The sequence below is a fragment of the Sodalis glossinidius str. 'morsitans' genome (assembly GCF_000010085.1).
Taxonomy (GTDB): Bacteria; Pseudomonadota; Gammaproteobacteria; order Enterobacterales; family Enterobacteriaceae; genus Sodalis; species Sodalis glossinidius.
Genome location: NC_007712.1, coordinates 2,443,445 through 2,463,659, shown reverse-complemented (window position 1 = coordinate 2,463,659; position 20,215 = coordinate 2,443,445). Strand labels below are relative to the sequence as shown.

Sequence of the window (20,215 nt, the reverse complement as noted above, 5' to 3'; positions counted from 1 at the left end):
GTGATCCTATTGACAGCCTTCGCCGATTGCCTGACCCTGACCCGAGCGCCCTGGCATCATTGCGTTCTAGTGTATCGATTCCACCGCAGGCGCGCATCGCGCTATTTGGCCATTTCACCGATCAATATTGCGGTATGGACCCTTAGCGGCGCGTTGGCTATCGCCTGCGTTCGCCGCTGGAAAGCGCTTACCACGTTAATGAGCGGGTCCGTCATGTTACTGTTCGGCGTCGCCGCCATTCTGGCAGGCGCCAATGCGGGATCCGGCGCACTGCTGATTACCGGATCGCTGGTCACGGGCCTGGGATTTGGCTGCGGCTTTCTCGGCGCTTTAAGGACACTCATTCCCTTGATTTCAGCAGGAGAACGGGCGGCATTAATGGCCGCGTTTTATGTGGAATGCTACCTCGCCAACAACTTACCGGCGATAGCCGCCGATTTCGGAGTGCAGCGCTGGGGGCTGCTAACCACCGTCAACCTGTATGCGCTGACGATCATGATGCTTACAGTCATCGCGCTGTTGGCCTCCTGGCTGACGCGAGGAAAGCTGGCGGCGCCGTCGTCCGCGGCCTCGGCGATGGCGTGTAAATAACCGTCAATATCACCTGCGCGATAACGTCTCCAGGCGCCGTCGACCAGCTGCACCTCAACGCGTGCGCCGGTGGCCGCCACGGCTTCGGTAAACAGGATAGCCGTGGCGGCGGCGCATAACGCCAATATATGTCGACCTTCCGCCGCCTGTCGCGCCAGCGCCTGATCGATGCCAGCACCGGGACGGTGCCGGCGTCATGCTCCCCGCCTGCTCCGCTTGCAGCAATAAATGGCTATGTACCTGATGCGTAAGCTGATAATCGTCGTCCCTCAGTCGCTCTCGCGCCTGTTCAAAGATGGTGATGTTGCTCTGCGCAGTATGCAGGCAGCCAAGAGTAATCATATTAATGTCCTTTTAACGCTTAACACAGTTAACTACTGTAACCTCCCTGCCCGCCGCTTCGCGGTCTGTTACCGTCAACGCCCCACCGGTGGTCGCCGCCAGCAGGCGATGGCTGAAAAGCGTACTGAGCGTGGAGGCCTCCTGATTAAGCGCCATGTTGCTGCTTGTCCTCTGCGGATAAGTTCGCGCCCGCATGCTCGAATCTGCGATAGGTGAGCAACATAACTCGCTGCTGCTCCGGGGTTAATTCAAGCTGCTCACGCTGCTGATAAAGGCTTTTTAGCCGTGTGAACAGTTTGGCGTTTAAGTGTATGGCATCGTTGAGGGCGGCAAGCTTCGGCGATTGCGCCTCTTCAATCTGTTGCAATAGCTCGCTTCATGAGGCTGACATTCAGGATAAGATAATCAAGAAAACTGGATTGTGTCTTATTTCCGTTAAGGGTGGCACCAGTAGTGATGCATTCAAGTTCGAAGCGCCCGGGGACATGACGGCTCCCCTCACCCAAGCGCCGCCAAAGCCGCCGCGCAGCATGCTTTACGCCTAGGCGCCTCACGCGTTGTCATCACGTGGCGAAACCAATACGGCTGAACCTGTGTACAGCGAACCCGTCATGACGGTGAAAACAGAGGCTGCCATGAAGGTAAATATGCCCTTAGCAAGTGATGAGGGTATCTATTCTGATTTGCCTGACGGCGACAATATGCGGGACACTACGTCCTTAACGGCACAGACGGGCGAATCGAGCGCCGCTGACAAGCTAACGCCGGCTTCAGCCTTAGATGATCCCTTCACGGCTGCGGCATCAGCGGCTCAAAAGAGCTATTCAGCCTCCCTAGTCAGCCAGGCCGTCTCTCAAGCGGGCGACGGCCAGCGCGCCGAAGTGATGTCGTTACGTCGCGACAGCGGGCCGGCATCGGTCGTCAGCCTGGACTGGTCCTCCGCAAGCGGCGACCTACGCTATAGGGTTGTTGGGGCTACCTCGACGACTTCGCTTGCCGACGGGTCTCCCATCGCCCTCAATAATGTCGGTGACGCCAGCGAGGTGGAACGCGTTTATGCCGGCCGGCGAGAAAGCGTCATTTCGGCTGACCTTTCAGTATCTGGTATCAGCGACCGCCGGACCTCGTCCGAAGGAAGCGTGGCATTGTCTGCAATAAGTGCTAGCAGCCCCCTTGTTTCCTATGACGAAGAGGGTAATGCGCTTTTTCTTTCCGTACCCCCAGAGGTAGAAAATGAAGCTTCCGCTGGAAAGGACGCCGCTGGTCAGTCTCGTTCGATGGGGGCCGGAAACAACCGCGGCACCTCAAGTCAGAGTCACGCTCGGAATGACAGCGCCCTCCCCAGCCGCATCGGTGACGCAAGCGACAGCGGTGACCCCAGTCTGGTTAGCGATGACATTAACGGCGATCCTCCTCAGCCTGTAAGCGCTAAACGTGACGGTGCTGACCGAAGCCCGGTTAACGAGGCTGACCGACGAGGAATCCGGCGATCTTCACCTTCTCCTATAAGCAAACGATAACCTCCATGACAACGTCACCGGGGACGAGGATCAAGACCGGCTCGCTGATGGCTCCCCCGTTTGCGCCACAGACAGCGATTATCCCGGAGGTCGGGATTTACGCCGCCAATCATGCCGTAGCGAACACCCTATTCCTCAGCCGACGCGCAGAACGTAACGGCACGACCAGAATGGCCTTTGGGACGCTGGCGATGGACGCGGACCCTCGCAGCACGCTATGGCTGCGTATCCTTGGCGGGAAGACGCATGTCTTCGTCGGTGACGGCCGTCTGCAGACCAGCACCACACGTCAGATCGTGCAAGGCGGCGGCACAATTTTGCAATTTAGCCGCAGCGGACGAGACAGCGGGTACCTGGGTATCATGTTCGGCGCCGGTAAAAGCACGACGGAAAGCCGCTCTACCTCTCAGCCTTTCGGCGTGCAAACCGGTCGCGCCCGATATGTGCAGGACGGCCGCCGCCAATTGACCGAGTTCAAAGTCGGTCACGAAGGGCAACTGACCCCGCAAATCGGCGTCTGGGGTCATGTGGCCCATCAGCGCGGCGCTGGATCCGGCGCCGCGACGCGAACGGATGTCGCCCGCCGCCAGCGCACCGTTTTCGCCTGCGGTAAGCCGACATGTCCTGGAACAGCATGATGAGCTCTGTCGCCACACGGTGGGGAGAAAATGAGCTGCGCCGTAGCCGGCCGAAGAACTTTTTCATACCCTGCGCATGACCAAGCGGCTTCTCAAAATGCTTAAGAAAGTCCGACAGTAACCCTCGGCGCTTAAGCAACACCACTTACCGCTCAACGACGGTAGTGAATTCTGGATTACCGGCGTGTGGCTCGCGAGAAATCGACAGCCCATGACCCCGTGGCCAAACCGAGGTTCAGGCCCCGGGACCTCTCTTTATCACAACCAGTGACGTTGTCATCCCTGGAAAGCAGCAAACGCCAACTAAAGTGACATCCGGCGGCCTACAGCCTCACGGCGCCGGCCGCTCCTCCTGCCCGAGCTGCCAGGCGATTTCACCCTGAATACGCGTTTGATAGATATTGCGATCATCACCTAGAATCATCAGGGCAAACAACCGCTCATGAATGTCTTTGCCGTTTTGCTGGCGTAACCGCTGCAACGGTGTCGCGGCGGGATCCAGAATCACCATATCCGCTTCTTTTCCAGCGGCGAAATTACCGATAACGCCCTCCAGCGCCAGCGCTTGGGCGGCGCCAAGCGTGGCGTGATAAAAGGCTTCATAAACCGATAGCCGGTAATGTTGCAGTTGCGCCACTTTGTAGGCTTCGGACAAAGTTTCCAGCGCATTGAACGTCGTACCGGCACCCACATCGCTACCGATGCCCACCGCGACGCCGGCGTTCCAGCTTTTCTGCAGGTTAAACAGCCCACTGCCCAAAAACAGGTTTGATGTGGGGCAAAACGCAATAGCCGAACGGGTCGCCGCCAGACATTGCCACTCTTTATCCTCAAGATGCAGACAGTGGGCGAAAACGCTTTTATGCCCGGTCAAACCGTAATGATGATAAACATCTAGATAACCTTCCCGCTCGGGATACAGTTCCTGGACCCAGGAGATTTCCTGCGGATTTTCGCTCAGATGGGTTTGCAGCCAGACATCGGGATATTCCCGTTTCAATTCCCCCACGACCGACAGCAATTGCGGCGATGAGGTTGGGGCAAAGCGCGGCGTTAATGCATACCCCAACCGCCCTTTGTTGTGCCAGCGTTCAATCAGCCGGCGTGTCACGTGCTCACTTTGCGCCGGGGTTTCCAATAGCGCCGGCGGAGCATGTTGATCCATCATGACTTTCCCGGCAATCAGTCGCATGTTCCGTTGAAACGCCGCGGCAAATAGTGTCTCCACCGATGCCGCGTGCACCGTACCGAACACCAGCGCGCTGGTCGTACCGTTGCGCAGCAGCTGATCGAGAAAAAAGTCTGACATCGCCGCCGCGTGGTCGGCACAGTGATATTGGCTCTCGGTCGGAAACGTATATTGGTTCAGCCACTCCAGCAGTTGGCTACCCCAGGCGCCGATCATCTCGGTCTGTGGATAATGTACGTGGCAATCGATAAAGCCCGGCACAATGATTTTGTCGGGAAAATTGCTGAGGGGAATTGACGGCGGCAACTGGTTTCGCCCCTCTTCCCAGGTCTGTAAAGAGCGGATCTTGCCCCCATCGATGATGATTAGACCATCTTCAATGAAACGCGCGGCCTGTTCCAGCGCATCGGGATGTTGCACGGTATGGGTGATATCAAAAAAACTGCCGCGGATGGCTTTTATCGAATGCATAGTTTGCGCCTGTAATCACGTTCGCCAAAGGGGTGGTGCGCGAGAATCGCCATCCTTACCTAGCGATGAGGGACTGCGTTGCCGCGTCCGGTCATATTCATATCTGAAGGCCTTCTGTGGGTCCGGTGTATAGCACCTGTGCGAACAAAGAAGCGCGGGCACCGGGCCCAGAAAGTTGAGCGGGTAAGTATCGCAAGAGAAAGGCCAACTTGGCAAAAAGAAATCGGACTAATTATTACATATCAACTGGATAAACATTGTAGTACCTTTTTCGGTTATGCTTGCCTGCCCCAAATACGAGCAAAATAACCAAGCAAACGATTGCACTGTCCATTTAATTATCGTGCCATTTTTATAACTGGTAAATGAGAAAGAATCGACTCTATGATGAGCGCTGAACTTCACCACCGTCCCACCATGACAATGCTTGAACACCGCCGCCAGGATGTATTGCTGGCCACCAAGGCACGTTTTCCCATGGGAGACGGCCCCAATGACCGGGGGTTGTCGCGCCATCATCTTATCCGCGCCTGCGAAGCCAGCCTGCGACGGCTAAATTTATCAGTTGCATGAATGGGATGGTCTGACGCCGCTGGAAGAAACGCTGTCCGCTCTGGAGCATTTGGTCAGCGCCGGTAAGGTCCGCTATGTCGGCCTGTCCAACTTTTCCGGTTGGCATATCATGAAAACTCTAGGCGTCAGCGAGCGGTTGGTGGGGGTGCGCCCGGTCAGTCAGCAAATCCACTACGCTCTCCAGGCCCGTGAAGCGGAATATGAGCTGCTGCCCATCGCACAGGATCAGAGGCTGGGCGTGCTGTGTGGAGCCCGCTGGCCGGCGGGTTGCTGTCGGGCAAATATCACCGCGATCAAAAACCCGAAGGCACCACCCGTCAGCTGGTGGAGTGGAACGAGCCGCCGGTCTATGATGAGGAAGCGCTCTACCGTATTGTCGATGAACTGGTGGCGATAGCCGATGATCGCCTGTCGCCTGCGGATTTGTCCCTGATAGCCCCCTATCTGCGTCACCCCTAATCGCACAGGATCTATAATGGGGTATTTATGGGTCTGTCATCACCAAAAAGGAACCTAACAATGATTATTTTCGTTACCGGCGCTACTGCCGGCTTTGGCGAAGCCATTACCCGTTTGTTTATAAAGAAGGGACATAAGGTTATCGGGACCGGTCGCCGTGAGGCCCGTCTCAAAGAGCTCCGGCAGGAGTTGGGCGACGCCTTCCTACCGCTGCAACTTGACGTGCGGGACAGAGCGGCTATTGCCGAACAGGGGAGCCTGTTGCCGGCCGAATGGCGTGAGGTCGATGTGCTGGTGAATAACGCTGGTCTAGCGCTGGGCATGGAGCCGGCGCAAAACGCCAATCTGGATGACTGGGAAACCATGATCGACACCAACAATAAGGGCCTGGTCTATATGACCCGCGCGCTGTTGCCGGGTATGGTCGAGCGCAGACGCGGGCATATTATCAACCTTGGCTCTACGGCCGGTCGCTGGCCCTATGCCGGGGGCAATGTGTATGGCGCCACCAAGGCCTTTACCCGTCATTTCAGCCTGAATTTGCGCACCGATCTGGTTGGCACGCGCGTCAGGGTGACGGATATCGAACCCGGCCTGGTAGGCGGTACGGAGTTCTCGTCGGTGCGGTTCAAAGGCGATGAAGGCAAGGTGGAAAACACCTATAAAAATGCCGATCCGCTCATGCCGGATGATATCGCCGGGGCCGTATTTTGGGTGGCAACCCTGCCCGACCATGTCAATATCAATGTCCTGGAAATGATGCCGGTCTGCCAGTCCTTCGCGGGGCTCAGCGTGTATCGCGAGGGCTGATATAGCCAATGCGCTTCGCCCCGGGGCCGCGGCCGCCTAGTGAGACCTCCGTGTCGGGCACCCACAGGCAAAGCCCGCCAGATCCACGCCGCTTTCTGCGCCCCTCAGTCCGCGCCGTGGCGCCAGCCGCCTATCATGATCACGACCCCGCACAATACCACCGCCGCGCCCAGACAGTCCTGGGGGGGATAATTTGATGCCGTCGATGAACCTGAGCCACAAGAACGCTGTCAATATATACACACCGCCGTAGGCGGCATAAACGCGCCCGCTGGCGGCGGGATACAGCACCAGCAGCCCGACGAATGCTATCAGGCTCAGCGCGGCGGGAATAAGCAGCAGGCTGCCGTCCCGTTTTACGTAGCAATAAGGCAGATAACAGCCGAGAATTGCAGCGACGGCGGTAGCAATATACAGCAACACTGTTTTGGTCATTCGATCTCTGTACGCGGCAACATTGACCCTGTTGTTGATGGTTCGTGGGGTATTGAGACGATACCATCGTTAATCTCATACATTATTAGCGCGTTATTACGCGCACAGCTTGAAAGGAACATGGCATGAACACAATTCCGACCCGATGTTTGCTCGGCGGATTGCTGGCACTGAGCCTGCTGGCGTATGCCGGCGAAGGGGACGGCACCCAGCATATCGTTATCGATTCGGGCGATACCGCACGGTCGTGGGAAGCGGCGCGGCAGAGTCAGGAACAATGGAATGCCACCCATGGGCTGCGCAACAAAGTCAACACGCGCGTAGAGAAAGATTTCGACCGCTATGATCAGGCCGTAGATTTGCAGGAAAAATGCAACAGTAGCCAGAATGTCAACGCGTACTGGGAGCCCAACACCTCCCGTTGTCTGGATCGCCGTACGGGACGCTCGCTGCTGGCGCCCTGAGTATGACGAATTTCTTAAAAGCTTTACGCTGCTACGCTTATAACGCCACTTCATTATCATATAAGGATGACAGGATGAAGAAGTCAATGTTGTTACCCCTTGCGCTGGCCCTTCTTGTGCCTCTCGGCGCACAGGCCGCGTGCGAAGATGTGAAAGCGGACATAGCGAGGAAAATCGTTGCCAACGGCGTACCCGAATCCGGTTTCACGCTTGAAATCGTGCCGAGCGATCAAGCGGAAAGCGCCGGCGGACAGGTGGTGGGTCATTGTGAGAACGACACGCAGAAAATTGTCTACACCCGCCATGGGGATGACGCACCTAGTCCTTAATACGTTCAGCGGGAGGCGCTGGACGTGCCTCCCTTATCTTCGCCTGCCCTGCTTTTGCCCACGTTAATCTTCCTGCCGCGGACGCAAACCGTGCGGCAACAGGCCGGCCGCGACAAGCGCACAGAGTGAAATCAGCATTGAAACCCAATACACCCCGTGCATCGAGACCGCCACCTGCTGCACCATATGCGCCAGACCCTGGCCGTCTTGGCCGATAAGATGTTGCACCGGATCGTCAATGCCGGGTAACCGACGCTGCAAATTGATATTTAACGTGGCGCCCAACAATGCCGTACCCAGCGCCTATCCTACCATGCGCGTAAAGACCGTTGAGGCGGTGGCAATACCGCGAATCGCAAACGACGCTAGCCGGGCATCGTTAATACTGCTCTGGGCGTCAAGCCGCAACAGTAAGAGACTGCCGGCCACGAGCAGAATCGCCCCGCACACGGCCATTAGACGATCGCTGATACCGCCCAGACACTGGAGAGATAACCCTGCAGACGGGCGCGTTCTTGCTGATTGTACACATAGGCGATAATGGTGGTAGCGAGCGGCACAATAGCCCCCGCCCCCAGACCCTGCAGCGCGCGAAACAAAATCAGTCCCGGCATATGGGTGGCAAAGCCGCATAAAATGGAGCCGGTGAGAAACAGCCCGATGCCGACGAAAAACACCGGTGGGCGGCCGTAAATCGGGATGCTGATGGCCTGCAACAACAGGTAAATCGAGAACACCCAGCTCAGCAGAGGAAAGCCGCCCAGACTGGCGATGATATCCGGCATGGCGGTGGCGACGATGGTGACTTCTACCGCCGCCATAAACATGGTTAACATACAGGCAATAAGTATTCCGCCGCGTCGCGTTGGCGCCGCGACGTTCAGCGGCGTTAAGTCGGTAAATTTAGCCAAATCCCGCTGCTCTGCACGCGGCAAATAAGGCAACTCACCCAACTGCGGCGCCGGTATGATGTGATTTAGCACGCTCAGAACTTCGGCGTAGTGCGCCAATCTGGGATTGATGCGGTTAGCGACCCAGCCCAACAGCGGCAGACCGTCGTTGAGGATAGCCTCAGCGGTCAGCTTCGCATGGCTGATACAGCCAAGCTTGATGCCGATCACCAGCACCACGGGTAAACGCTCGCGAATGATCCACTCAGAGTAAGGCCGATAATCGTTCATAATCGCGCGCCAACCGCAATTGCCGTCCACCACAACCATATCCGCCAGCGCAGAGAGATGCCGTAGTCCGCGGCTCATGGCCTCATAATCCACCGCAGCGCCGGTGAAACAGCCGGCGGCGGCCTCGGGGAGCAGCAGCAGATTGACATCACTGTAAGGCCGTTCCAACGAGGACGACGTCTGCAACACGAGCGCATCGTGGTTGCGCAGCCCCTCGGCGGTCATCAGGTTGCTTTCGGCAATCGGTTTATAACCGACTGTCGTGAAATGGCTCGCCGCCAAATGCTGCAATAGTGCGCGCGCGACAACAGTCTTACCCACGGCGGTATCCGTACCGGTGACAAACATATGTTTCAACATGGCAACTCCAGACTGTCGTAATCCATTAGACTTGATAAAATTTCGCGGGAGGATCAGAGAGGAATGTACGTCATTGCGGCGAGGTGTGGCTTGCGTTAGCTCAATATTTTGGCGGTTTTACCCCTGCATCAGCTTTAGCAAAAGTGAACCATCGTAAAGTGCATCTTTCACCAGCGCCGCGCCGGGCATGGTGCCATGATTGCTAAAACGGGTTGCCTGAATTTGTATCCGCCGGCTGTAATCCGGCAGCGATTGTTGCTGGATGCAACGCTGGATGACTGGATAGAGGATTGACGCCGCAACGTTAAGCGGCGATCCCACCAAAATTTTTTCCGGATTAAATACATTTACCATCATCGCCAGAATACGCCCCACGTTAAGCCCGACGCCGGTGATGACATCCTGCGCCACGCGGTCACCGGCCAGCGCTGCGCTGCACAAGCGGTCCACTCTTAAGCTGACACCGTTGAGCGGCGAGTCCGGCTGGCGCTTCAGCCGCTGGCGGGTGTGTTCAAAGATGCTTTCCATGCCGGCGACGGTTTCAAGGCAGCCGCGATTACCGCAATAACATCGCCTGCCATCGGGATCGATCTGCGTATGACCGATTTCCACCAACGTTTGGCTGCCGCCGTGCAGCAAACGGCCGCCGATTATCACGCCGGCGCCGACATTATGATCAATAACGATTTGTATGATGTCGTTGCATCCCTGCGCCGCGCCGTAGAGCGCTTCGGCCATGGTCCAGGCGCAAATATCATGCTGCAGATATACCGGTACGCCGATGTGGCTGCTGAGAACATCACCCAACGGCATATCACACACCTCATACCAGGGCATACGGTGGATGACGCCGGCCTGCGCGTCGATAATACCGGGCACCGTCACGGCGATTGCCGTCAATCGCTCCAACTGACACTGATGGCGGTTGAAGAAGGCATCCACTTCGGCAATGAGACGGGTCAGTAACGGCAAGGGTGCTTGCGACGGCAACGGAACGGTGTCTTCCACCACCAGTTTACTGGACAATTCACGCAGTGACAGCGAGAGGCTGCCGTGGCTGATATGTAACGACAAAAAATGCCAGGCTTGCGTCTCCACCACCACGCCAATCGCCGGCCTTCCACGCAAGCCGTTTTCCTGGTATTCCGTTTCCCCCACCAGGTGCGCTTCCATCAGCTCACGCACGATTTTAGTGATACTTGCGGGTGCTAAACGCGCGTATTTGGACAGCGTGATACGGGAGACTGGACCATACGTATCAATCAGACGGTACACCGCTCCCACATTCGCCTGTTTAATTTGATCAATATGCCCGGGTTGACCAATGCCAATCACTGACCCGCTCCCGCTATTTTTCACGCTATAAAATAAAAAGATTAGGGTTATGGTGAAACTTTTACGTTTAGCCGTCAACTATTTGATTGGAAATGTGATTTGCTGCACATATTTATCCTTGGCGCTGGCGCCCCCCTGCTTTGCGGCGTCCGGTACGGAAAACTACTGCCGCTGCAGCATGAGTCCTATCATACGCTGCGCCGACGCCGACAGGGCGCGCTGTCGGTTGGTGACCAACCAGACTTCGGTTTTGGCGTCGGGCTCCTGCAGCGCTAGATAACGCACACTGTCAATCTTGATACGCAGAAACGACGCCGGCAGTATCGATACGCCCAGCCTGGCCGCGACCAGACCGACGATAGTCATGGCTTCGCCAACTTCCTGGGTGATATAGGGATCGATATCGTAGCGTTTGAGCAGCAGTAAAATTTCATCATACAGCGCGCGGTACCGACCTTGCGGTCGAAAAAAACAAAGGGCTCATCCGCCAGCTGGCGTACCGTGATGCTTTCGCCGGCGACGCTGGCAAGGGGATGATCTTGGTGCACCACCGCAATGAGCGGTTCGCGCAGCAGCAGCTGATAATCCAGCGTCTCGGGCAGCGGCGTGTTGCGCATGATACCGATGTCGAGCTTACCGGTAAGCAAGGGTTCAATCTGCTGCTTGGTATTGGTATCTACCATCTGGATATGCACATCGGGATGCTGCTGGCGAAATGCCAATAGGCTGGCCGAAATGGATTTGATAAAAGGCGCCGAGGCGGTAAAACCGATAGTGACCTCGCCCAATTCCCCGCGGTGGACCCTCGCTGCGCGATCCGCTGCCTGATTAACCTGAGCAATGATTTGCCACGCCTGTTCTAGGAACTGGCGTCCGGCCGGCGTCAGCCTGACATTGCGATTGTTGCGTTCCAACAGCAATGCTCCCACCTGCTGCTCCAGGATCTGGATCTGCTGGCTTAGCGGCGGCTGCGAGATATGCAATTTTTCGGCGGCGCGGCCGAAATGTAGCGTCTCGGCGACCGCGATGAAATAACGTAAATGCCTAAACTCAATATTAATATTTTAAATATATTAATTATTATTGTTAATATATTAGACAAAAAAATCGCCGTTTCCTATCCTTATTAAACGATTCATCTAGTTAGCGGCCCCTGCCGTTACTGTTAACCCTGCATGATGTTGGCATTAAGGATTTATCGTGAACACCTTTTCGCGCACGACGTCGTCAGCGCCGGACGCGCCGGCGACCCTAATCGCCCAGCCCGTTGCTGCACCGTCCCGATCACTGTACATCAAACGCGGTACCCCGCAATTTATCCAGCTCACACTGGCCCTGTTTTCCGCCGGCCTGGCGACCTTCGCCCTGCTCTATTGCGTACAACCTATCTTGCCGGTGCTCTCGGCGGATTTCGGCGTTTCCCCCGCCGCCAGTAGTCTTTCGCTGTCGGTCTCCACCGGCACGATGGCGCTGGGTCTTTTGTTTACCGGCCCCTTGTCTGACGCCGTGGGCCGTAAATCGGTCATGGTGGTGGCCTTGATACTGGCTGCCAGTTTTACAATTTGCAGCGCTTTCATAACTAGTTGGCAGGGTATTCTCTTGACGCGAGCCTGTATTGGGTTGTCGCTAAGCGGCGTCGCCGCTGTGGCGATGACCTATCTTAGCGAAGAGATACACCCGAGCGTAGTGGCGTTTTCCATGGGGCTTTATATTAGTGGCAACTCTATCGGCGGCATGAGCGGCCGGTTATTAAGCGGCGTCATGACCGATTTGTTTTCCTGGCGTATAGCGGTGGGTTTTATCGGACTGGGCGCTTTACTGGCCGCAGTGATGTTCTGGCGTATATTGCCCGCCTCGCGCCATTTCAGGCCGACCTCGCTGAAACCCCGCAACTTGGCAATCAATTTCCACTTGCACTGGCGTGACAAGGGCCTGCCGCTTCTGTTTATCGAAGGCTTTTTGCTGATGGGCGCTTTTGTTACGTTGTTTAACTACATCGGCTATCGCCTGCTCTCCCCGCCCTGGCTGCTTAGCCAGGCGGTAGTAGGATTATTGTCGGTCGTCTATTTAACCGGCTCCTGGAGTTCGCCAAAGGCCGGCGCGCTTACCGGGCATTACGGCCGCGGACCGGTCATGATGGTGGCGATCATGATTATGATTGCCGGTCTATTGCTAACGCTGGCCAAGCCACTGGCGGCGATTTTCGTCGGCATGATGCTGTTCGCCGGCGGTTTTTTTGCCGCCCACTCCGTCGCCAGTGGATGGATTGGCCGGCGCGCGCGGCGCGCCAAAGGTCAGGCGTCTTCGCTGTATTTGTTTTGTTACTATCTGGGTTCGAGTACCGCCGGGACGCTGGGTGGCTTCTTCTGGCACGGCTATGGTTGGTCCGGCGTGGTGGCGTTTATCACGGTGCTATTGTTGGTCGGGCTGGTTGTCGCCCAGCGCCTGCGCCGGTTGCCCGAACTGCGCGCGGTCTGACGCGTAGCGTTAGGACGTCAGCGTAACCGCTAATCGGCTGCGGCACAGGTTTCCCACACGTGAACTGAAGATATTATGGCGCGGCCTCATCGTTGATGTCTCTCATTGTGCGTCGATATACTTTGGACCGTCGGTACTGCTACCGTCTCATCACACCTTGTTGTCTCATGCGTGGTGCTAGACGTATTAAGGTCACTTTCGCTATGGTGATGGTGTATTGAGCGAAAACAATAATTTTATGTTGTAACTAATAACCGAGGAGACATCATGCCCGCTTTGGATTTAACCGAGCGTCTCAACACCTGTTTTAATACGCTGCAGCTGCGCCTGACTGCCCTTGAGCCACTGCTGAGCGATTTCAGGCTTCTTGCCGCCCGCGTGTTTACCCTGCCGGAAGTCGAAAAAGGCCAGGAGCAGGACGAGATCACAACGCTTACCGTTGAGCAACAGGTGGGGAAAACAGCGCTGGCAACCGGCGTGGCGCATTTTCAGCGTCTGTTCATTTATCAGCAAAATCAGAATAGTAGCAGCAAAGCGGCGATCCGCCTGCCGGGCGCTTTGTGCTTCGCAGTGGATAATGACCAGTATGCGGCCGCCGTTTCGTTGATAAGCGAAATCAACGATCTGAAAACCCACTTGTCCCGGCTGATAACCGTTGAATCTCAGCTCCCGCCGGAGCAGCGCTTTGACTTCGTACACCGCCATTTGCGCGGACTGAAAACCTTGAGCGCCTATCGCGGCCTGCAGGTGATTAGCGATCCCGCGACGGTACGCTTTGGCTGGGCTAATAAACAGGTCATCAAAAATCTGACGCGGAAAGAGGTGCTGACTCTGTTGCAAAAAAGTCTGCACGGCGGCCGCGCGGTACCGCCATATACCCGCGAACAGTGGCAGGAGCGGGTGCGCGAGGAGATAAACCTGGTGTCAAAACTCCCGCCGGACATTCCGCTGAAAATAAAGCGGCCGGTTAAGGTGCAGCCTATCGCGCGGGTATGGTATCAAGCGCAGAAAAAACAGGTGCAGTACGCCTGCCCTTCCCCGCTTATCGTACTTTGCCGGACGCAAAAGGGAGCGACGGCGCCCATGCTTGGGGAATTGCTTAACTATGACCGTCACACTATCCGCCCCAAACACGTCCCGGCTGCATTGCCGGCCCACCTGCTCATTGAGCGGCTGCATTTGTACGTTGCAACCTGAGACGAGCGCCGGCCCGCGCAGCCCGCCTCGGGTTCAGGCCAGGGCGGCGGGCAAAGCAGGCTTCACTTAGCTTTTCATACTGCCAACCATATCTTCGGGGCGGACCCACTCATCAAATTGTTGTTCCGAGACGTAGCCCAACTTTAACGCAGATCCCTTCAGCGTCAGCCCCTCTTTGTGGGCTTTTTTTGCGATCTCCGCGGCCTTGTCATAGCCGATATGAGTATTAAGGGCCGTTACCAGCATCAACGATTCGTTCAGTAACTGATAGATACGATCGCGATTGGGCTCGATGCCCAGCGCGCAGTGGTGATTGAAGCTGTCGATACCGTCCGCCAGCAGTCGCACCGATTGCAGGAAATTATGGATAACCATCGGGCGGTAGACGTTGAGCTCGAAATTCCCGGAAGCGCCGCCTATATTCACCGCCGCATCATTCCCAATGACCTGACAACACAGCATGATCATCGCTTCGCACTGGGTCGGGTTGACTTTTCCGGGCATAATGGAACTGCCTGGCTCGTTTTCCGGAATTCTCAGCTCACCGATGCCACAACGCGGACCGGAAGCCAGCCAGCGCACATCATTGGCGATTTTCATCAGTGATGCCGCCAGCCCTTTCAGGGCGCCATGGCCGTGGACCAAAGCATCACAGGTCGCCAGAGATTCAAATTTGTTTGGCGCAGTAACAAAGAGTTGCCCGGTCAAATCCGCCAGCGCTTTTGCCACGCGGACGGCATACTCCGGATGCGTATTGAGCCCGGTGCCGACGGCGGTGCCGCCCAGCGCCAGCTCGCACAGGTGCGGAATGCTTTGCTCAATATGTTTTGCGCTGTGCTCAAGCATCGCCACCCAACCGGATATTTCCTGACCGAGCGTCAACGGCGTCGCGTCTTGCAGATGGGTCCGGCCGATTTTCACGATATCCTTGAAAGCGACCGCTTTGGCATCCAGGGTTTTCTTTAGCACCGCTATCTGCGGCAACAGATGTTCGCGTATGGCAATGACCGCGGCAACGTGCATTGCCGTCGGAAAAACGTCGTTGGAGCTTTGGCTTTTATTGACATCGTCATTAGGGTGCACCAGGCGCCCTTCGCCGCGCTCGCCGCCAAGCAACTCACTGGCCCGATTCGCCAGGACTTCGTTCATGTTCATGTTGCTTTGGGTGCCGGAGCCGGTCTGCCAGATGGCCAACGGGAATTCGGCGGGATGCTTGCCGGCCAGAACTTCATCTGCGGCATGGATAATCGCCTGCGCACGTTTGGCATCAAGCAAGCCCAGGTCCTGATTCACCTGCGCCGCGGCGCGTTTGGTTTGCGCCAGCGCGTTAATCAGTTCAGGGGGCATTTTTTCGCTGGAAATACGAAAATGCTCCAACGACCGTTGCGTTTGCGCGCCCCAAAGACGGTCCGCGGGGACGTCAATCGGCCCCATTGAATCTTTCTCTACACGAGTCACTGCCATCATAACCTCCTGGTATTCTTCCTAAAGATCGCTAACCCGCCCCACGATGCTCACTTCTTTAGCCAGGGCATTGGTAGTATAGTCCCACATAAACGCCTACCATTATGCGAGCGGTGAGCGCTATTACAATACGAATCAATAAATTATTAACGGGAACGATCATGGAAAAGATGATAAATACCCTCCAGCATTACTCCTGGGGCAGTAAAGACGCCCTGACTCGGCTTTACGGAATTGCCAATCCCGATGGCCGGCCGATGGCGGAATTGTGGATGGGTGCGCACCCTAAGAGCAGCTCGTGCGTTGTTGATGCGCAAGGCGATGAGATAACGCTGCGTTCGCTGATTGCGCGCGATCCGGCGGGCATGCTGGGCCGTGCGGTGGCTGACCGCTTCGGCGAACTGCCCTTTTTGTTCAAAGTGCTGTGCGCCGCCGAGCCGTTGTCTATCCAGGTCCACCCCAGTCTAGAGGCGGCGAAAATCGGTTTTGCGAGGGAAAATCAGGCGGGTATTGCCCCTGATGCGCCCAACCGCAATTACAAAGACGCCAATCACAAGCCGGAACTGGTGTTTGCCCTGACGCCATTCCAGGCGATGAACGGCTTTCGTACGCTGTCGTCCATTGTCTCACTGCTACAGCCCGTCGCGGGGGCCCATCCCGCTATCGCCGCCTTACTTGCCCACCCTTATGAGCAACATTTGGCGCAGCTGTTCGGCGATTTACTGTCAATGACCGGCGAGCAAAAATCCCGCGCTCTAGATATCCTTACCGCCACGCTGGCCCATAAGCACGGCGAACCCTGGGATACCGTGCGAATGATTGCCGACGTCTATCCCGAAGACAGCGGCCTGTTCTCACCGCTGCTGTTGAATGTCATTACCCTGCAGCCTGGTCAGGCGATGTTTTTATTCGCACAAACCCCCCATGCCTACCTCAAAGGCGTGGCCCTGGAGGTGATGGCCAACTCGGACAATGTAATGCGCGCCGGGCTGACGCCGAAATACATCGACGTGCCGGAGCTGATGGCCAACGTCCAGTTCGTCGCCAAACCCGAGGATACGCTATTAACCGTGCCCCAAGAGCAAGAGGGTACGCTGTTCTTCCCGATTCCGGTGGACGATTTTGCTTTTTCGCTGCATGCGCTAACGCCAGCGCCGCGCGTGCTGGCCCAGGACAGCGCGGCCATTTTATTTTGCGTTGACGGGCAGGCGACCCTAGACGGCAACGGGCAACAAATTACGCTGCAGCCGGGTGAGTCGGTCTTTATCGCCGCGCAGGAGTCACCCATTAAGGTCAGCGGCAGTGGCCGTTTAGCCCGTGTTTACAACTAACGCTAACGCAGGCCGGACGAATTGCTTGTCAGTTGCTACTATTAGTTTCATGGCTTGGGCATTATTCCCTCGGTCATGTGCGCTTTTTGTTGCCTTAGGCGTTGCTGGTCGAACAAGTGGGATAGCAAGAAATTATAAGGATGCATAACCTATGAAAAAAAACCTCCTAGCGGTCAGCGTGATCGTCATTCTCGGCGCTGCCTGGACCGGCGGCGCCTGGTACACCGGTAAACAGTTTCAGCGCCGGTTGCCAGAGTTGGTCAACGACGTCAACGCCCGATTGCAAAGCACCTTTCCGCAGTCGGGTTTGCGCTTTGCCGCGGAGAATTACCGGCGCGGTGTATTTACAAGTCATGTCGATGTCGTACTACAGTCCGACGGCACTACCGGCGATAATAAGCTGTTAAAACCCGGCGAGGACGTGCGCTTTAACGAAAAAGTCGATCATGGTCCCTTTCCGTTTGCCCAATTGAAAAAAGGCGTATTCATTCCCAGCATGGCCTCTGTACATAGCGTGCTGGCGAAAACCGCCAAAACCCAGCCGCTGTTCGACGCCGCCAAAGCCAACGTGCCGATGGTAGCGGAAACCCGCGTCGGCTATAGCGGCAACACGGTATCCAAAATCACCCTGGCGGCGATGGATTTCCAGGACAATCAAACGGTCATCCGCGCCATCGGCGGGACGTTCGATGTCGCCGCCGATGGCGATAAACTGAAGGTGACCGGCGGCATTGATAGCCTGGTGCTGGGCGGGCTCAACCAGTGGCAACAGCGCGAACAGCTGACGTTGCACGATTTTAGCGTTGACAACGATACCCACAATGGCAAGCAGGGATATAGCATCGGCGATAACACCCTCAAGGCGCGCACGCTGGTGTACAACCTGGACAGCAAGGACATTTTAAGCATCGACTCGCTATCTCAGGTGACCCATGCCAAAGAAGATGGCGATAAGCTGTCGGTCCAGGTCAATTATGCTCTGGATGCATTGCACATCCAGGGGCAAAACTTTGGCGCCGGCAAGCTGAATATCAGCTTGTCCAACCTGGATGGAAAAGCGATTGAAGCGTTCAGCGATAATTATCATCAGCAGGTCGCGCAAATCATGCAGCAGACGGGGGCAGTTGATCCGCAACAGCAGCAGGCGCAGATTACCCAGGCTTTCTTGCAGCAGTTGCCTACCGCGCTGAAAGGCAGCCCCTACCTGACCATCGCTCCGCTGAGTTGGAAAAATACCAAAGGAGAAAGCACGTTCACCCTGACGCTTAATCTTAACGATCCGGCGACGCAGAATCCCGCGTTGACCCCGGATCAACAATGGGCCAGATTCGTCAACAAACTGGACTCCAAACTGACCGTTCCGCTGGATATGGCCACCGAAACCACGGCACAGTTCGCCCGGCTGCAGGGTTACAATGAAAAAGACGCTGACCAGCTTGCCAAGCAGCAGGTTCAAGGTTTGGCCGCTATGGGTCAGATGTTCAAATTGACCACAGTGGCGGACAATACTTTAACCAGCAGCTTCCATTATGCCGACAACCAAATCAATTTGAACGGTCAGAAAATGTCCATTCAAAATTTCCTGGGCCTGTTCGGCGTATTGGGTGCGCCGCCGGCCGTGCCGCAGCCCTGATTTCCCCTGCCTGTCATCGCGCTCCCGGCCTCCAAGCCGGGGGCGCATTTTATAATTCGTCCGGACGTCGCCCCGGGCCGGTCAATGTTATAATCATCCTATCGATGTCATCTGAAAGAGTTATCCCTCATGATTAATACTTCCCTGCCGCTGACGGATTTGCACCGTCATCTGGACGGCAATATTCGCCCGCAAACCATCCTGGATCTCGGTCGTCAATTTGGCATCTCCCTGCCCGCCACAACGCTTGAAGCCTTACGCCCGCACGTGCAGGTCACCGCCACCGAGCCGGATCTGGTCAGCTTTCTGCAAAAGCTGGATATGGGCGTGTCGGTGCTGGGCTCATTGGACGCCTGCCAGTGCGTGGCGCGGGGAAATGTCGCCGATGCCGTGGTGGCCGGTCTCGATTACACTGAGCTGCGTTCTCACCCTACTTATGGCGATAACCCATCGCTTGCCGTTGCAGTGCGTCGTAGAAGCGGTGATCGATAGCGTGCAACGCGCCAGCCGCGACACCAGATTGCCGGTACGGCTTATCGGCATTATGAGCCGCACTTTCGGCGAAGACGCCTGCTGGCAGGAGCTTGAGGCGATCCTAGCCTGCCGTGGTAGCGAATTTCTCAGCCATTTCGCCCGCGCCCACGATGCCGGCCTGCGTATCACCGTGCATGCCGGCGAGCCGCCGGTCCGGAAAGTATTTAGCGTGCCATTTCAGAGCTTGGCGCCGAACGCATTGGTCATGGGGTGAAAGCCATCGAAGATCCCAAGCTGATGGATTTTCTCGCCGACCACGCCATCGAGAGCTGCCTGAGACCTCCAATGTGCAAGCCAGTACCGTACGTGATTTGGCGCATAATCCACTGAAACGTTTCCTCTATAGCGGCGTCCTGGCGACCCTCAATTCCGACGATCCGGCGGTACGGTACAGGGTATCGATATTGGTCATGAGTATTGCCAGGCTGCGCCGGCCTGAGCAGGGAAGATATTGCCTATGCCCAACAAAACGGTCTGACCATCGTCTTTTTAAGCGAGGCTGAAAAACAGGCGCTGCGCGAAAAAGTTCTGTCCCGCCAACGCTAACAACCGCCCGTGGCGATACCGTCACGGGCGCGTCTCCCCCCTCCGCGCCTACCGCCCCGGTCTGCCACAGGACCCGGGTGATGAAGAGCGCGAGCACCTCGGTATTCAGCCGTTTCCCTGGGGAAGTATCCCGCTTCGTCTTCGTTTCGATCCTGTCCGCCAGCTCCATAATGATTTGGCTGAATGAGTCGGCATTTTGCATGAAAAACCGCCCGCGTACTTGGGGAAAATAACTGTAGAGCCGCCGTGCCAGCGGTTTATCTTTCAGCGGCAACAAAGTCATCTTTAGCGATTTTGCCGTTTCGATAATACCTCTCGCCTCTTTTTTCGATATA

The 20,215-nt window shown here is 56.4% G+C and carries 17 protein-coding genes and 6 pseudogenes; 14 read left to right on the top strand and 9 right to left on the bottom strand.

Annotation, left to right across the window (positions count from 1 at the left end; genetic code table 11):
- Positions 1-105 precede the first annotated feature (105 nt).
- Complete coding sequence (locus tag SGP1_RS13050) at positions 106-591, top strand: hypothetical protein (protein WP_041866980.1); 486 nt, start codon at positions 106-108, stop codon at positions 589-591.
- A 354-nt stretch (positions 592-945) separates the two neighbouring features.
- Here SGP1_RS13050 and SGP1_RS30790 read toward each other — a convergent pair whose 3' ends face one another.
- On the bottom strand, positions 946-1,089 hold the full coding sequence (locus tag SGP1_RS30790; RefSeq protein WP_158302385.1) for a hypothetical protein: 144 nt from the start codon (positions 1,087-1,089) through the stop codon (positions 946-948).
- Positions 1,079-1,300: a hypothetical protein gene (locus SGP1_RS13040; protein ID WP_041866978.1), complete on the bottom strand. Its 222-nt coding sequence runs from the start codon at positions 1,298-1,300 to the stop codon at positions 1,079-1,081. Before SGP1_RS13040 ends, SGP1_RS30790 begins: the two co-directional genes overlap by 11 nt.
- A gap of 226 nt (positions 1,301-1,526) precedes the next feature.
- Here SGP1_RS13040 and SGP1_RS13035 point away from each other — a divergent pair, with 226 nt between their 5' ends.
- Positions 1,527-2,453, top strand: a complete 927-nt coding sequence (locus tag SGP1_RS13035) for a hypothetical protein (protein ID WP_041866977.1) — start codon at positions 1,527-1,529, stop codon at positions 2,451-2,453.
- A gap of 5 nt (positions 2,454-2,458) precedes the next feature.
- Entirely contained in the window at positions 2,459-3,091 is a 633-nt protein-coding gene (locus SGP1_RS13030) for an autotransporter outer membrane beta-barrel domain-containing protein (protein WP_011411292.1), read from the top strand.
- 331 nt (positions 3,092-3,422) lie between these two features.
- On the opposite strand, the gene guaD is transcribed toward SGP1_RS13030, so the two are convergent.
- Positions 3,423-4,751 carry a guanine deaminase gene (gene guaD, locus SGP1_RS13025; RefSeq protein WP_011411291.1) on the bottom strand — a complete coding sequence of 443 codons (1,329 nt, stop codon included), beginning with the start codon at positions 4,749-4,751 and terminating at the stop codon, positions 3,423-3,425.
- Between the two features lie 384 nt (positions 4,752-5,135).
- Here guaD and SGP1_RS36465 point away from each other — a divergent pair, with 384 nt between their 5' ends.
- From SGP1_RS36465 to ydfG, 4 genes and pseudogenes are all read left to right on the top strand, one after another.
- Positions 5,136-5,324, top strand: coding sequence for a hypothetical protein (locus tag SGP1_RS36465; RefSeq protein ID WP_243466011.1), 189 nt, complete (start codon positions 5,136-5,138; stop codon positions 5,322-5,324).
- A pseudogene (locus tag SGP1_RS36460) lies at positions 5,317-5,508 on the top strand (aldo/keto reductase); the annotation flags it as partial. The gene SGP1_RS36465 and the pseudogene SGP1_RS36460, both read left to right, overlap by 8 nt.
- Before the next feature lie 59 nt (positions 5,509-5,567).
- The gene (locus SGP1_RS36455; RefSeq protein ID WP_050747632.1) at positions 5,568-5,783 is read left to right on the top strand and encodes a hypothetical protein; all 216 of its coding nucleotides are present in this window, start codon (positions 5,568-5,570) and stop codon (positions 5,781-5,783) included.
- Between the two features lie 60 nt (positions 5,784-5,843).
- Positions 5,844-6,593 (top strand): bifunctional NADP-dependent 3-hydroxy acid dehydrogenase/3-hydroxypropionate dehydrogenase YdfG, encoded by a 750-nt coding sequence (gene ydfG / locus SGP1_RS13015; protein WP_011411290.1) that lies wholly within the window; start codon positions 5,844-5,846, stop codon positions 6,591-6,593.
- Between the two features lie 104 nt (positions 6,594-6,697).
- Here ydfG and SGP1_RS13010 read toward each other — a convergent pair.
- Positions 6,698-7,028 (bottom strand): annotated as a pseudogene (locus SGP1_RS13010) (YnfA family protein).
- A gap of 125 nt (positions 7,029-7,153) precedes the next feature.
- On the opposite strand from SGP1_RS13010, the gene SGP1_RS13005 reads away from it, so the two are divergent.
- Positions 7,154-7,492 carry a DUF1283 family protein gene (locus SGP1_RS13005; RefSeq protein WP_011411288.1) on the top strand — a complete coding sequence of 113 codons (339 nt, stop codon included), beginning with the start codon at positions 7,154-7,156 and terminating at the stop codon, positions 7,490-7,492.
- Positions 7,493-7,566: 74 nt separating this feature from the next.
- Positions 7,567-7,821 (top strand): DUF1161 domain-containing protein, encoded by a 255-nt coding sequence (locus SGP1_RS13000; RefSeq protein ID WP_041867550.1) that lies wholly within the window; start codon positions 7,567-7,569, stop codon positions 7,819-7,821.
- A 63-nt stretch (positions 7,822-7,884) separates the two neighbouring features.
- Here SGP1_RS13000 and SGP1_RS33565 read toward each other — a convergent pair.
- The 4 genes and pseudogenes from SGP1_RS33565 to SGP1_RS12980 all read right to left on the bottom strand — a co-directional run bounded on the left by SGP1_RS33565 (position 7,885) and on the right by SGP1_RS12980 (position 11,758).
- A pseudogene (locus SGP1_RS33565) lies at positions 7,885-8,657 on the bottom strand (MFS transporter).
- Between the two features lie 42 nt (positions 8,658-8,699).
- Positions 8,700-9,362: pseudogene (gene bioD / locus SGP1_RS33560) on the bottom strand (dethiobiotin synthase); the annotation flags it as partial.
- 117 nt (positions 9,363-9,479) lie between these two features.
- The gene (gene mlc, locus SGP1_RS12985; protein ID WP_011411285.1) at positions 9,480-10,697 is read right to left on the bottom strand and encodes a sugar metabolism global transcriptional regulator Mlc; all 1,218 of its coding nucleotides are present in this window, start codon (positions 10,695-10,697) and stop codon (positions 9,480-9,482) included.
- A gap of 162 nt (positions 10,698-10,859) precedes the next feature.
- A pseudogene (locus SGP1_RS12980) lies at positions 10,860-11,758 on the bottom strand (LysR family transcriptional regulator).
- Positions 11,759-11,951: 193 nt separating this feature from the next.
- Here SGP1_RS12980 and SGP1_RS12975 point away from each other — a divergent pair.
- Together SGP1_RS12975 and tus are read left to right on the top strand one after the other, a co-directional pair.
- Positions 11,952-13,175 (top strand): MFS transporter, encoded by a 1,224-nt coding sequence (locus SGP1_RS12975; protein ID WP_050747932.1) that lies wholly within the window; start codon positions 11,952-11,954, stop codon positions 13,173-13,175.
- A 267-nt stretch (positions 13,176-13,442) separates the two neighbouring features.
- Entirely contained in the window at positions 13,443-14,372 is a 930-nt protein-coding gene (tus, locus tag SGP1_RS12970; RefSeq protein ID WP_011411283.1) for a DNA replication terminus site-binding protein, read from the top strand.
- 66 nt (positions 14,373-14,438) lie between these two features.
- Here the strand turns inward: tus and fumC are convergent, their stop codons facing one another.
- A complete protein-coding gene (gene fumC, locus SGP1_RS12965; RefSeq protein ID WP_011411282.1) occupies positions 14,439-15,836 on the bottom strand; it encodes a class II fumarate hydratase in 1,398 nt (465 codons plus the stop codon).
- 161 nt (positions 15,837-15,997) lie between these two features.
- Between fumC and manA the strand changes: the two genes are divergently transcribed.
- The 3 genes and pseudogenes from manA (at position 15,998) to add (ending at position 19,880) form a co-directional block, all read left to right on the top strand.
- Positions 15,998-17,167 (top strand): mannose-6-phosphate isomerase, encoded by a 1,170-nt coding sequence (manA, locus tag SGP1_RS12960; RefSeq protein ID WP_011411281.1) that lies wholly within the window; start codon positions 15,998-16,000, stop codon positions 17,165-17,167.
- A gap of 151 nt (positions 17,168-17,318) precedes the next feature.
- Entirely contained in the window at positions 17,319-18,800 is a 1,482-nt protein-coding gene (locus SGP1_RS12955) for a YdgA family protein (RefSeq protein ID WP_011411280.1), read from the top strand.
- Between the two features lie 129 nt (positions 18,801-18,929).
- Positions 18,930-19,880, top strand: a pseudogene (add, locus tag SGP1_RS35165) (adenosine deaminase).
- Positions 19,881-20,215: the final 335 nt, after the last annotated feature.

Bases quoted from the DNA above. Each gene is read 5' to 3' on its own strand.
- manA (WP_011411281.1), top strand. From the start codon at position 15,998: ATGGAAAAGATGATAAATACCCTCCAGCATTACTCCTGGGGCAGTAAA.
- fumC (WP_011411282.1), bottom strand. From the start codon at position 15,836: ATGGCAGTGACTCGTGTAGAGAAAGATTCAATGGGGCCGATTGACGTC.
- SGP1_RS30790 (WP_158302385.1), bottom strand. From the start codon at position 1,089: ATGGCGCTTAATCAGGAGGCCTCCACGCTCAGTACGCTTTTCAGCCAT.
- SGP1_RS36465 (WP_243466011.1), top strand. From the start codon at position 5,136: ATGATGAGCGCTGAACTTCACCACCGTCCCACCATGACAATGCTTGAA.
- SGP1_RS12955 (WP_011411280.1), top strand. From the start codon at position 17,319: ATGAAAAAAAACCTCCTAGCGGTCAGCGTGATCGTCATTCTCGGCGCT.
- SGP1_RS13000 (WP_041867550.1), top strand. From the start codon at position 7,567: ATGAAGAAGTCAATGTTGTTACCCCTTGCGCTGGCCCTTCTTGTGCCT.
- ydfG (WP_011411290.1), top strand. From the start codon at position 5,844: ATGATTATTTTCGTTACCGGCGCTACTGCCGGCTTTGGCGAAGCCATT.
- guaD (WP_011411291.1), bottom strand. From the start codon at position 4,751: ATGCATTCGATAAAAGCCATCCGCGGCAGTTTTTTTGATATCACCCAT.
- SGP1_RS13005 (WP_011411288.1), top strand. From the start codon at position 7,154: ATGAACACAATTCCGACCCGATGTTTGCTCGGCGGATTGCTGGCACTG.
- SGP1_RS13030 (WP_011411292.1), top strand. From the start codon at position 2,459: ATGACAACGTCACCGGGGACGAGGATCAAGACCGGCTCGCTGATGGCT.
- tus (WP_011411283.1), top strand. From the start codon at position 13,443: ATGCCCGCTTTGGATTTAACCGAGCGTCTCAACACCTGTTTTAATACG.